Origin of the sequence: Geitlerinema sp. PCC 7407 (genome assembly GCF_000317045.1) — a bacterium.
Classification (GTDB): Bacteria; Cyanobacteriota; Cyanobacteriia; order PCC-7407; family PCC-7407; genus PCC-7407.
This window is the reverse complement of sequence record NC_019703.1, coordinates 3390112-3402783: the sequence shown is the minus strand read 5'-3', so window position 1 is coordinate 3402783 and position 12672 is coordinate 3390112. Positions and strand designations below refer to the sequence as shown.

10 protein-coding genes are annotated in these 12672 nt (G+C 59.2%); 8 read left to right on the top strand and 2 right to left on the bottom strand.

The window, feature by feature from the left end; translation table 11 throughout:
* Nucleotides 1–61: 61 nt before the first annotated feature.
* Both GEI7407_RS13840 and GEI7407_RS13835 read left to right on the top strand, forming a co-directional pair.
* Nucleotides 62–844, top strand: a complete 783-nt coding sequence (locus GEI7407_RS13840) for an ABC transporter ATP-binding protein (protein ID WP_015172818.1) — start codon at nucleotides 62–64, stop codon at nucleotides 842–844.
* Nucleotides 845–974: 130 nt separating this feature from the next.
* Complete coding sequence (locus tag GEI7407_RS13835; protein WP_015172817.1) at nucleotides 975–2339, top strand: MlaD family protein; 1365 nt, start codon at nucleotides 975–977, stop codon at nucleotides 2337–2339.
* A 39-nt stretch (nucleotides 2340–2378) separates the two neighbouring features.
* On the opposite strand, the gene GEI7407_RS13830 is transcribed toward GEI7407_RS13835, so the two are convergent.
* Complete coding sequence (locus GEI7407_RS13830; protein ID WP_015172816.1) at nucleotides 2379–2669, bottom strand: DUF3288 family protein; 291 nt, start codon at nucleotides 2667–2669, stop codon at nucleotides 2379–2381.
* A 407-nt stretch (nucleotides 2670–3076) separates the two neighbouring features.
* Here GEI7407_RS13830 and GEI7407_RS13825 point away from each other — a divergent pair, with 407 nt between their 5' ends.
* Together GEI7407_RS13825 and GEI7407_RS13820 are read left to right on the top strand one after the other, a co-directional pair.
* Complete coding sequence (locus tag GEI7407_RS13825; protein WP_015172815.1) at nucleotides 3077–3613, top strand: hypothetical protein; 537 nt, start codon at nucleotides 3077–3079, stop codon at nucleotides 3611–3613.
* A 50-nt stretch (nucleotides 3614–3663) separates the two neighbouring features.
* Nucleotides 3664–5466: a penicillin-binding protein 2 gene (locus GEI7407_RS13820; protein WP_015172814.1), complete on the top strand. Its 1803-nt coding sequence runs from the start codon at nucleotides 3664–3666 to the stop codon at nucleotides 5464–5466.
* Between the two features lie 83 nt (nucleotides 5467–5549).
* On the opposite strand, the gene pdhA is transcribed toward GEI7407_RS13820, so the two are convergent.
* Entirely contained in the window at nucleotides 5550–6581 is a 1032-nt protein-coding gene (gene pdhA, locus GEI7407_RS13815; RefSeq protein ID WP_015172813.1) for a pyruvate dehydrogenase (acetyl-transferring) E1 component subunit alpha, read from the bottom strand.
* 424 nt (nucleotides 6582–7005) lie between these two features.
* Between pdhA and GEI7407_RS13810 the strand changes: the two genes are divergently transcribed.
* From GEI7407_RS13810 to GEI7407_RS13795, 4 genes are all read left to right on the top strand, one after another.
* The gene (locus GEI7407_RS13810) at nucleotides 7006–9270 is read left to right on the top strand and encodes an IMS domain-containing protein (RefSeq protein WP_015172812.1); all 2265 of its coding nucleotides are present in this window, start codon (nucleotides 7006–7008) and stop codon (nucleotides 9268–9270) included.
* Between the two features lie 11 nt (nucleotides 9271–9281).
* Entirely contained in the window at nucleotides 9282–10280 is a 999-nt protein-coding gene (locus GEI7407_RS13805) for an AEC family transporter (protein ID WP_015172811.1), read from the top strand.
* 96 nt (nucleotides 10281–10376) lie between these two features.
* Complete coding sequence (locus GEI7407_RS13800) at nucleotides 10377–11138, top strand: winged helix-turn-helix domain-containing protein (protein ID WP_015172810.1); 762 nt, start codon at nucleotides 10377–10379, stop codon at nucleotides 11136–11138.
* Between the two features lie 125 nt (nucleotides 11139–11263).
* Nucleotides 11264–12604: a PAS domain-containing sensor histidine kinase gene (locus GEI7407_RS13795; RefSeq protein ID WP_015172809.1), complete on the top strand. Its 1341-nt coding sequence runs from the start codon at nucleotides 11264–11266 to the stop codon at nucleotides 12602–12604.
* The last annotated feature ends 68 nt before the right edge of the window (nucleotides 12605–12672 follow it).

Here is a 12672-nt window from a genome sequence, read left to right as displayed (position 1 = left end):
CCCATCCACACCGTCTCATATAGAATCACCGTTGCGAGATTGCCCTACAGAATCAAACGCCATGGGGGAGCCCATCATTGAGCTAAAGGGAATCACCAAATCCTTTGGCCAAAGTCTCATCTTGGACGGAGTTGATCTCACCATCTATCGGGGTGAAGCTCTGGCCATCATTGGTCCCTCCGGTACTGGAAAGTCCACAATCTTGCGCATTATTGCAGGCCTGCTGGCCCCAGATGCTGGAGAAGTCTACGTCATGGGTCAGCGGCGCGAAGGTCTAGCGGGGGACTACGAAGAACCCCTAGGGATCGGCATGGTCTTTCAGCAGGCGGCCCTCTTTGACTCCTTGACCGTCGACGAAAACGTTGGCTTCTTGCTGTATCAGCACTCCAATCTGTCCGCAGCGCGGATTCGCCAACTCGTTGACCACAGCCTAGAGCTCGTCGGACTGCCGGGAGTGGGCGATCGCTACCCCGCCCAGCTCTCCGGCGGCATGCGCAAACGTGTTAGCTTTGCGCGGGCAATCATGTCCAATCCGGACGATGAAGGAGCCCCCGACCTGCTGCTTTACGACGAGCCCACCGCCGGCCTCGATCCCATTGCCTCCACCGTGATCGAAGACCTCATTCGCAGCCTCCAGGCCGCCAACGACGGCTGCGGCACCTACATCATCGTCACTCACCAAGACAGCACCATTCGGCGCACCGCCGATCGCATCGTGCTTCTGTACCAGGGTAAAGTGCAGTGGGAAGGCACCGTCAACGACATCGATACGTCCGATCATCCGATGGTGCGTCAGTTTTTCAGTGGCAGCATCGAGGGACCCATCCAAGTCGTAGGAGAATAAACAACGGCTGAGAGGGGCGTTAATGCATCAGATGTACTGGATGCATCAACCGTGGGGCAAACTGCCGGCCACCCTCCAGCAGGCCCCAAACTTCTGACGGCTCACCTCTGAAACGCAGTGAGGAGACGACATGCGCGCGCGAACAATTCGAGAAGGCTCAGTCGGGTTGCTGATTTTGCTGGGGCTTGGCTTAGCAGGAGGCCTGATCCTATGGCTCAAAGGCTTTAATCCAGCCAACCGCAGCTACCAAGCGACCGTCGATTTCGCCAACACCGGCGGTATCCAGCCCGGCGCGCCTGTGCGGTATCGGGGCGTGACCGTTGGTCGAGTGACGCGAGTGCAGCCCGCGATCGGCAGCGTCGAGGTCGACATCGAGATTTCTTCAGCAGACCTCTTGATTCCTCGAAATGTGCTGATCGAATCCAACCAGTCCGGCTTCATCGGCGAAGTGGCCATCGACATCACCCCCCTGGTCGAACTGACCCGCTCCGAAGTAGACACCCGCCCCCTCGATCCGGACTGCGACGAAAGCCTGATTGTGTGTGACGGTACGCGCCTGAGCGGCAGTATTGGCGTCAACTTTGATGAGCTGATTCGCGCGACCCTGCGCCTGACCAATTTGCTGACGGACCCCGAGATGTCAGCGAACATCAACTCTCTGACCAAAAATGCCTCGGATGCGGCGGCGGGCATCGCCGGGGCGACGGAGGAGATTGCCGTCTTGAGCCGAAATGTGTCGAGCCTGACCCAGGCTGCCAACCAAGAACTGCGGGCAGTGTCTGCCTCGACGGTGACAACCTCTAATGCGGTGGGGCAGGCAGCGGCCCAGCTAGGGCTAACGGCGAATCAGGCCAGTGAGCTTTTGGCGGCCAATCGCGTTGCCCTCACAGGAACGCTGACGAATTTGAATGCGACCAGCGGTCAGCTGCGCCAGATTTTGACGGACCTGTCGCCAGCGCTGAGCCGTGAGGGCGAAGTGGCCAACCGCCTCAATGTGACAGTGCGTAACCTGGAGCTGCTGACGACGAATGCGGCTCAGGCGTCGGAGGCCGTCCGGAATGCGTCTGTGTCGCTCAACAACCCTGAAACGGTGCTGCTGCTACAGCAGACTCTGGATGCGGCCCGAGCCACTTTTCAAAATACTCAGAAAATCACGTCGGACCTGGATGATTTGACCGGTGATCCGTCTTTTCGGGACGATCTCAAGCGCCTTGTGGAGGGACTAGGGGGCCTGGTGTCTTCGACGCAGCAGCTCAATGAGCAAACGCAGATCGCGCAGCAACTGGCTCCTCTGGGGGCGATCGCCAGTGTGCCGACCAAGCCGAGCGCTGCGGGAGTGGCGCGATCGCCGGATGAGCTGCCAGGATCGCTGTTGCAGCTAGACCCCCCTGAGTCCCCCGCAGATCTGCCCGCCGAAGCAGCTGAGTCTTCTCTGATCTTTGATACGGACTCTCAGAGTGCTGATTCCCCATTCGAGATGAAACTGGGAAATTAACGACTTACCTTCATAACTGAAGAACCGAAAGGGCTGGGCTTAGCTCCAGTCCTCGCGCTGGTTGCTGCGTCCCTTGTAGATCTGGGTGGAGTTGTGGATTTCTCGGGTGCGCGCGAAGAGCTCCTCTTCGGTCAGGTTCCAGCGCTGTAGGGCCTTGTCAAGGTTTGTCTGGATGTCTCGCGCTCCAGGAAATCCTTGATACCTCACCCGCAGCCGCGCTAGTTCAGCCAGATTCAAGTCACTGGGATCGCTGGCGAGCAGCTGCTGGGTGAGCTGGCGATCGGATTGTTCTTGGGGATGCTGCTGGTCTTTGGCGCTAGCGTCTGCCATGACAGGAAATGGGCCAGAAAGTCGGTCTTTCAGCATTCTCCCATACCCGAGCGATCGCCCAAGCCGCCGCTCATCTCAGCGAGTCAAAAGCTTAAAACTCTCTGAAGCTTGGCCAAATCGCGGATCAATCCCAGCTGAGTCTCATGATACGGTTGCATTGACAGCAATAAACTCGGCTATATTGGAGCCCAGCAAGGGGTCTCCCAAAGGCCAGAGCAGCTAAATAGCACCTAGAAAGCAGTTGCCAGCGTGGGCCGCAAGCCTTGGAGACACAAAACAAAGGCGTTGATTGTTGCAAGACAGGCGACAATCAGGGGAACAGCGCTCGCGATCCCCTGCTGAGCGAGTAAGCAGGGCAAGCAGTAGGCAAGACCTTTGATGCAAAATCACGGTGGGGAGGAGAGTCTATGCCGACAGTAATGGGATCCAAAACATCCGCGCGTCAGCGACCCAAAAAGCGTGTCAAGGGCCAGCCTCAGGCTGAAGTGATTGCCTTGCGGCAGGGGCGTGCTGGCCGACGGCCTCTGGCGGCGATCGATCCCCAGACCGGTCTCCCAAAAGGTATTGCTTCCCTGCGCAAGCCCTCAGTGCTTCCCTTGTGGTTCCGCTGCCTGGTGGTGATGCACCGGACCTCGGCGATCGCCGCTTTCGTGATGGTTGTGGCGGTACTGGGAGCCTACGGCTGGACCGTCTATTCCCAGCAGCTCTGGGGACGGACCTACGATCGCCTAGAGCACCTGCGCCGCAACGAGCGCCAGCTCACCGCCAATAATGAGCTGCTCAAAAATCAGCTAGCCCGTCAGGCCGAGCGCCCCGACTCGGGCTTTGTTCCCCAGAGCCCCAACAACACCATCTTCTTGACGCCAGCCCCCCAGCGCCAACCGCTGGCAGTTCCCCCCGAGCCTGAGTCCCCTGAGGCCACCCCGATGCCCTTGGGCTACTAGGGCAGGGTCCCGCGCTTCTTTCTGCTGTGTCTGGCTTGGTTCCTTTCTCTATGGCAACTTCTGTTCCTCCGAATTCTCGCCGAGCCCTGCGGCACTCTAGGGCTGTCCCCCGCCGGATGGGTCAGGCCTCGGCGGGGACTCCGGTTCACCCGACGCGATCGCGAATGCTTTTGGTTGGGGGCATTTTGTTGGCGGCGACCCTGGGCTTGGTGGCCAATCTAGTGCGGCTACAAATTGTCCATACGGCTGAGCTGAAAGAAAAAGCCCAGGCCCAGCAGCAGGTTTATTTGCGGCCTTTTGTGCCCCGCCGCCCGATTGTGGATCGCGATGGCAATGTGATTGCGGTGGATCAGCCGGTGGCGACGCTGTACGTTCACCCCAAGCTCTTTAAGGAGCCGCCGGAGGCGATCGCCGAAAAGCTTTCTCCCATCGTCGCTTTGAGCCCTGCCGAGCTGCTCAAGCGCTTTAGTGCGGCCCAGAGCGGGATCGAGCTGATCGAAAATCTACCGGAAGACAGCGCTGCCCGCGTCACGGCCCTGGGCCTCGATGGCTTGGAGCTGGTGCCCCACCAGATGCGCCTGTATCCCCAGCAAGAGCTCTTTGCCGACGTGCTGGGCTACGTCAACGTCGATCGCCAGGGCCAGGCCGGTGTCGAGTACAGCCAGCAAAAAATTCTCGAGCGCCATGTGCAGGCACTGCGCGTAAGCCGCATGGGCGACGGCACCTATATCCCCACCCAGGTGCCTGGGGGGTTTCTGCACAATGACGATCTTCAGCTACAGCTCACCATCGATGGTCGGCTACAGCGAGCTGCCCGGGCCGCTCTGAAGCAGCAAATTTCTCGCTACGGCGCCAAACGGGGGGGCGTTATCGTCATGGATGTGCGGGACGGAGCCCTGTTGGTCATGGCCAGCGAGCCCACCTACGACCCCAACCGCTACTACGACTTCAAAATCGATCGCTTCCGCAACTGGTTGCTGAGCGACCTGTACGAGCCAGGCTCGACCTTCAAACCTATCAATGTGGCGATCGCCCTCGAAGCGGGCGTCATCGAGCCCAACACCCAGATCTACGACGAAGGCCAAATCTTTGTCGACAGCTGGCCGATCTCCAACTTCGACTACTCCAGCCGAGGCGCCCGAGGCAATCTCAGCATCGCCGAGATTCTGGAGGTTTCCAGCAACGTCGGCATGGTCCACATCGTGGAGCGTCTGAAGCCAGAAGTCTACTACGGCTGGCTAGAGCGCATTGGCCTTGGGCAGCCCTTGGGTACCGATCTGCCCTTCGAAGTGAGCGGCCAGCTCAAGAACCGCGAGCAGTTCCTAGGCAGTCCGGTAGAAGCAGCAACCACGGCCTTTGGCCAAGGCTTTTCGCTCACGCCGCTCCAGCTGGTGCAGCTCGAAGCGGCGATCGCCAACGGCGGCAAACTCGTTACTCCCCACGTCGTCCGGGGCCTGCGCAGTACCGACGGCAAAATGCACTGGCAACCCGATTACACCCCCCGCCCCATCTTCTCTCCTGAAAACGCCCAGGCTGTCTTGGGCATGATGGAAAACGTGGTCAAAAACGGCACAGGCGAAGCCGCTCAGATTCCGGGATACCGAATTGCTGGCAAAACCGGCACGGCCCAAAAAGCCAACCCCAACGGCGGCTACTACGAAAACGCCAAGATCACGAGCTTCGTTGGCATTGTCCCCGTTGAAGCCCCTCGCTACGTGGTTTTGGCGGTGATCGACGAGCCCCAGGGCGGCGACGCCTTCGGTTCCACCGTTGCAGCGCCCATCGTGAAAGCGGTTATGGAAGTCCTGTTGGCGAGTGAAGGCATCCCGGCCCAGAAGCCCACAGCGCCCTAGCAAGCAACGCAAAAGCGGCAGAATTTTAGATTCTGCCGCTTCCTGTTCAATCGTTAGCTGGGACGCGATCGCCCTAAGAGGCTTTAGCTCTCAGCGAAAATGTAGCGGTAAAGGTCCTGAGGATTGGGCTCGGGGCTGCTCTCTGCAAACTGCACCGCATCCTCAATCACGGCCTGGATCCGCTGGTCGATCGCCTTGAGATCTTCCTGGGTCGCCAGGTTTTGCTCGGTCAGGTAGGCCGAGAACTTCTTGATCGGATCGCGAGCAAACCACTCTTCCTTTTCTTCCTTGGAGCGTAGCTCGTCGGGATCTGCCAGCGAGTGTCCCCGGAAGCGATAGGTCAGGCACTCGATCAGCGTGGGGCCTTCCCCTGCTCGGGCGCGAGCTACGGCTTCTTTGGCCACTTGGCGCACGGCCAAGACATCCATGCCGTCCACTTCATGACCGGGCATCCCAAAGACGCTGGCCTTCTTATAGATTTCGGGCTGTGAGGTAGCGCGCTCGTGGGCCATGCCGATCGCCCACTTGTTGTTTTCGACCACAAACAGAATGGGCAGTTTCCAGAGCGCCGCCATGTTCAGGCACTCAAAGAATTGACCATTGTTGGTGGTGCCGTCGCCGAAGAAGCAGGCAGTGACCTGGTCAGCGGAGGCATCTCCCATGGCTTCGCGGCGATACTTGCTCTGGAAGGCGGCTCCTAGAGCGACCGGGATGCCCTCACCGATGAAGGCAAAGCCACCCAGCAGGCGCTTGGGCTCGGAGAACAGGTGCATCGAGCCTCCCCGCCCTTTGCTGCAGCCGGTTTCTTTGCCGAAGAGCTCTGCGAGCACCTCTCGGGCAGAGACGCCCGCGCTGAGGGCGTGGACGTGGTCGCGATAGGTGCTGCAAACGTAATCTTCTCCTGGGCGCATGGATTGGATGACGCCTGTGGAGACGGCTTCTTGACCGTTGTAGAGGTGCACGAAGCCGAACATTTTGCCTCGATAGTACATTTCGGCGCACTTGTCTTCGAACTGGCGCCCGAGGACCATGTCTTCGTACAGTCGTAGCCCTTCTTCGCGGTCAAGGTCGGCGGAAGCAGCCGAAAATACTGGTAAAGTCCGTTCCTGAACCATCGATCTGTTCGTATCCTTGCGGCAATACCCGTCATGAGTGGACGACCCCGAACTGGAGATGTACGGGGTTTCTGACGCTTCCACTGTCCCAAAAGGGAAGGAGGTGGTCACCTATCGCGTCAAGCGGCTCTGTTATAGATTACTCGCTTTGTTAAGCCTATCAAGATTCCGACCCGGACTCCACCTGTGAACTGGGCGGATTGGGTCGAGGAAGGAGGCGATCGCGCTCTGGTTTTTTGGAAGGCTGCGGACTGCAAAACCGAGGGGCCAAAATTTCTGAAAGCTGCGATCGCGCCTAAACTCCGCTAGGATGGAGTGCCATTGATTGGGGAGGAACGAGTTATGATGAGGGCACTTTGGCCGGGGCAAAGGCGACGCCCAGGCTATGGACTGGATTAGTTGTTCACTGCTGGGGGAGTGAACTGTGCGGATTCCGCTTGATTACTACAGAATCCTGGGACTACCGATTCAGGCAACGGCTGAACAACTTCGCCAAGCCCACCGCGATCGCATGCTTCAGCTGCCGCGACGGGAATATTCGGAAGCCGCGATCGCCTCTCGACGTCATCTGCTGGACGAAGCCTACGCTGTTCTCTCCGATGTGGAGCAGCGCAAAGAATATGATGCGCGCTTTTTGGCCACGACCTACGAGCTAGACGCTGAGACGGCCCAAGCGCTTCAAGGGCCTGAGGGTGAGGCTACGGAGCTGACAGACGGCCCCAGCATCGAGATTGATGATCAGCATTTGGTGGGCGCACTGCTGATTCTCCAAGAACTGGGCGAATACGAGCTGGTGCTCAAGCTTGGGCGATCGTATTTGAGCAGTGATACCCTCGGGCTCAAGCAGGGGCGCTTTGGTGAGCCGGCGATCGCCCGGGCAGATATCCTCCTGACGGTGGCTCGAGCCCAGCTGGAGCTGGGGCGTGAGCACTGGCAGCAAGGCCAGTACGAGAATGCAGCGGCCTCTTTGCAGATGGGCCAAGAGCTGCTTCAGCGCGAGGGGGCCTTCAACGAGGTCCAAGCCGAAATTCTTTCGGATCTGCACAAGCTGCGTCCCTACCGGATTTTGGAGCTGCTGGCCCTGCCAGAGACGGCGCGAGAGGAGCGCCAGCAAGGCCTTCAGCTATTGCAGGCCATGCTGCAAGCGCGCAGTGGCATCGATGGCACCGGAGACGATCAGTCGGGCCTGAGCATTGACGATTTTCTGCGGTTCATTCAGCAGCTCCGGGACTATCTCACAGCGGCTGAGCAGCAGGTTTTGTTTGAGGCAGAGGCCGATCGTCCCTCTGCCGTGGCGACTTATCTGGCGGTGTATGCCTTGCTGGGGCGCGGCTTTGCAGAGCGTCAGCCTGCCTTGATCCGGCGAGCCAAGCGGCTGCTGATGCGCCTAGGGAGCCGGCAGGATGTCCACCTCGAGCAAGGGGTGTGCGCCTTGCTGCTGGGGCAAACCGAAGAAGCCAGTCGAGCCCTAGAACTGAGCCAGGAGTATGAGCCTCTGGCCTTTATTCGAGAGCATTCCCAAGGATCGCCGGATATGCTGCCGGGCCTGTGCCTCTATGCGGAGCGCTGGCTGCAGTCGGAGGTGTTTCAGCACTTTCGCGACCTGGCCCAAGATGAGGTGTCCCTGAAGGATTATTTTGCCGATCAGCAGGTGCAGTCCTACCTAGAGGCTCTGCCCAGCGAAGCGGAAGAGGAAGTAGTGCCGATGCCGCGGCGATCGCGGGCTGCCCGCAGCAGCGTGGCGGAGACCGCTACGCCGTCGATGGAGACGGTGGCAGCGCCCGCTGCGCGCTCGATGCCGACAGCGACAGCCGCCGCATCGTCCCCGCCCGTGGGCACAGAAGCAGGCCAAACGCCCCCAGCGGTGCGCGTGGGCCGCGCTGCCAAAGGCGCTGATGCGGCAGCCAAGCCTGCCGCTGCGGCTTCGGCCTTGGCCATCACGCGGCGCGAGGGGGCGCTGAGCGTTGCGGATTCCGGCAGCGGTGGCCGTCGCCGCCGCGAGGATCGGGTACGAGGCCAGCTCGAGAACGGCTATCGAGTTCCAGACCTAGAAGACCTGCCGCCCCGTCGACCGGGCAGCGGCTCGCGGCGATCGCCTAAGATCGGTCCGCTGCTGCTGCTGGTGACCCTTGCGCTGCTGGTTTTGGGTGGCACCGGCTGGGCCATCACGCGGGCTGTTGCCTGGCTGGGCAACCGGGAGCCTGCCGCCTCCTCGGCCAACTCAGAGCCTTTGCTGGTTCAGCTAGATCGGCCGATTCTAGAATTTCCGCCTGAGCTGCAAGCTGCTAGCGAGAGCCCAGCCGATCTCAACGCGGACATGGCCAAAGCCGTGATCAACGCCTGGCTAGCTGCCAAATCCTCGGCCCTGGGCGAGGAGCACTCTCGCGATCGCTTGGCCCAGATTTTGGTCAACCCAGCCCTGGCGGAATGGGAACAGCGGGCGATCGCAGCCGAGCGTGATGGCTGGCACTGGAAGTACCAGCACGAACTCTCGGTGGAATCTGTGCAGGTGAGCCCCAACGATTCCAACCAGGCCAGCGTCGAAGCCCAGGTTCGAGAAAAAGCGGATTTCTATGAACAGGGGACCCTCAACGCCGCTTCCTCCTACGATGACAATTTGCGAGTTCGCTACGATCTGGTGCGCCAGGAAGGAGAATGGCGAATTCAGGATATGGTAGTCCTGGACTAAGTCCTCCCGGAATGACAGAAACCCTTGTGCATGCCTATACGCCTTTGCTGGTTTGGGTCAGCTTAGGCCTGTTAGCTTTTCGGTTTGTCCCTCAATCCTTTCCCCGCCTGCTGGGCCGCGGCCTGTACTGGGTCGGAGTGCCCCTTCAGATTCTGGCGTTTACCCGCCGAACGGACTTCTCTCAGTCCATCGGCTGGGCGCCCCTGATGGCGATCGCCGCTCTGCTGCTGGGCCTAGCGTTTGGCTGGACGGGTTTGCGCTGGAGCCAGCATCAGCGCGATCGCACTCAGCAGAGTACCGCAGACTTGGCAGACCTAGCAGACCTAGCACCTGCCCTTGAGCCGCCCCGCTGGCTGAGCGAAGCGCCCAGCCAGGGCAGCCTGCTCCTCTCCGCCATGCTGGGCAACACCGGATTCGTGGGGCTCACCGTCCTGCCAGAGTTTGTTCCCGATACCCAGCTGGGCTGGCTCGTGTTCTACAACATGACTCAGAACGTTCTTGGGACCTACGGCCTTGGCATCCTGCTGTCCTGCCATTTTGGGGGACTCAGCGAAGCGCCCTCTTGGCCGCAAAAACTTCGGACCATGCTCAGCGTTCCCTCCCTCTGGGCCTTTACCCTTGGCGTCGCTACGCACTCCGTGAAACTACCTAGCGTGCTAGAAACAAATCTTCAGCGCAGCCTTTGGTTTGTGATTCCCTGTGCCCTGCTGCTGATGGGAATGCGCCTCAGCCAACTCAATGGTCTGACCAGTCTGCGTTTGGCTCTCTTACCCAGCGCCATCAAAATGTTTGTTTTGCCAGCAGCCATTGGAGGCGTGGCAACCGCAGCAGGCCTTGTGCAAGACGCTCGTCTGTCGATGGTGCTGATGGCTGGCATGCCAACGGCCTTTGCTGGACTCATCCTGGCAGAAGAGTACAGCCTTGATCATGAACTGATTGCCAGCAGCATCGCGCTAACCACGCCCATGCTGCTCCTGACGCTGCCTCTGTGGCTCCAGCTCTTTGGCTAGCCTCGTCTCCGCATCTTCAATAATCGGGGCTGTATTCTCCCATACTGGTAGGTTATCGATGATAGAATCGGGCTGAACCGTCACGGCAGCCCTATCATGCCGACTACGCTATCAGCAGAAGCCAGCCTGTCCCAAGCAAGCCTTAAGCTCGGCCGGGTTCTAATTGTCGAGGATGAAGAATTAATCCGAGAAACGATCGCACTTGCCCTCACGGACGAAGGCTACGAAGTCGTGGTTGCAGAAGATGGTCGGACGGCGCTGGAGCTGACCCACCAGTCTATGGCGCGGGCGAACTCTGACGAGGATGGGATCGACTTGGTGATTTTGGATCTCATGTTGCCCTACGTAAATGGACTGGATCTGTGCCGACTGATCCGGCGCGAAGGCAATAATGTGCCCATCCTGATGCTGAGCGCCAAAGGCAGCGAGACCGATCGCGTGGTTGGCCTAGAGGTTGGGGCTGATGACTACCTCACCAAGCCCTTTGGGATGCGGGAGCTGATCGCTCGCTGCCGAGCCCTGCTCCGTCGCCATCGCCACGCCCAAACGCGGGTTCAAGAGCCGGTGCTGCGCTTTCGAGATATTGTGCTGTATCCCCAAGAGTGTCGTGTTACCCTTTCGGGAGAGTCTATTAGTTTGTCGCCCAAGGAATTCCGGCTGCTGGAGCTGTTTATGAGCCATCCTCGCCGGGTTTGGTCTCGAGAGCAGCTGCTAGAGCGGATCTGGGGACCAGATTTCATGGGTGATAGCAAGACGGTCGACGTCCATATTCGCTGGCTTCGCGAGAAGCTGGAGGTCGATCCGAGCCGCCCCCAGTACCTTTTGACAGTACGGGGCTTCGGATACCGTTTTGGCTAATTTTGGGTGTTGTTCCGGCGGGTAGTTCCAAAGAGCACGCTTGGCGAAACTCGAAGGAACGCTCCAAAGGGGCGCTGCCCAAATCAAAAATGAGTTTTTGGTAAGGCTAGACGTCCGTTTTCCCGATGGGTAATGGGATGGTGGGACTGCTGGGGTTTGTGCTGGGCGTAGCCTTTAGTGCCGTGGCGTTGGTGCTATGGCAGTTTCGCTTTGGTCGACGCCTGGAACAGCTGCTGAAGGAAGAGCATCCTCAGAAACCATGGACGTTTCTGTATTTTCCGTCTGCTTGGCTGCGGGCGATCGCCCGTCAGCGGCAGTCCCAGCAAGCCCTAGAGCAAGAGATTGAGCTCTATCACCGCATCCTGCACGCTTCCCCGGTTGGCTATCTTCAAGTAGATGAAGAAAATCAGGTGACTTGGTCCAATCCGATGGCCCGGCAGCTGCTCGAAATCCAGCAGTCCGACTATCGCCGACCGCGTCTGCTGCTCGAACTGGTGCGCTCCTACGAACTCGATCAGCTGATTGAACAAACTCGAAACACTCAGCAGCTGTGTCGTCAGGAGTGGAATTTTCATGCCATTAACGCTGATCCCCAGCACTTATTCCCGCCGCGATCCTGTGCGCTCCGGGGGTATGGGCTGCCTCTGCACCGGGGACATGTGGGGGTCTTTTTAGAAAATCGCCAGGAAATTGCCCTGCTCACTCAGCAGCGCGATCGCTGGGTTTCAGATGTCGCCCACGAGCTCAAAACGCCCTTGACCTCGATTCGTCTCGTGGCCGAAACGCTTCAGTACCGAATTGATCCGGCCCTGCGCCACTGGCTCGATCGCCTGCTCAATGAAGTGGTGCGTCTGAGCAATCTGGTGCAGGACGTTCTTGACTTGAGTCAGCTCGAGCGCGGCACCCTGCACTGTCTGTCTATCAAGTCCGTTAACTTGCCGGACCTGATCCAATCGGCTTGGCTGAACCTAGAGCCTTTAGCCCGCCAAAAACAAGTAAAATTGGAGTATACGGGCGTTGCTCACCTCCTCATCCAAGCCGACGAGTCCCGCTTGTACCGAGTTTTGCTCAATCTTCTCGACAACAGTATCAAGTACAGTCCTGAGGGCCAGACCATTCGGGTTTGTCTGACCGAAATACAAGAGGCTGAGGCGAATCCAGCGAATTCTGCTCTTTCAACCAGACATCGAGTGCATCTAGAGGTTATTGACGCTGGTCCTGGCTTTTCGGAGGCTGCGCTGCCCTACGTGTTTGATCGCTTTTTTCGAGTGGATCAGGGCCGCGCGAGGCCTGCGAACCTCAAAGGCGATCGCGCCCTTGATCCCCAGATTTGTGGGGGAAACGGTCTTGGCCTGGCCATCGTCCGTCAGATTGTTGCAGCGCATCACGGCTCTGTCACTGCCAGCAACCATCCCGAAACCGGTGGCGCTTGGTTGCAAGTCACCCTGCCGTGCATCTCTCCATAAAACCGCACCAGAGATGCTTCGATCTCTCAACCAAGGCTGTAATATTTGTACATAGAACTTGTGTGTTT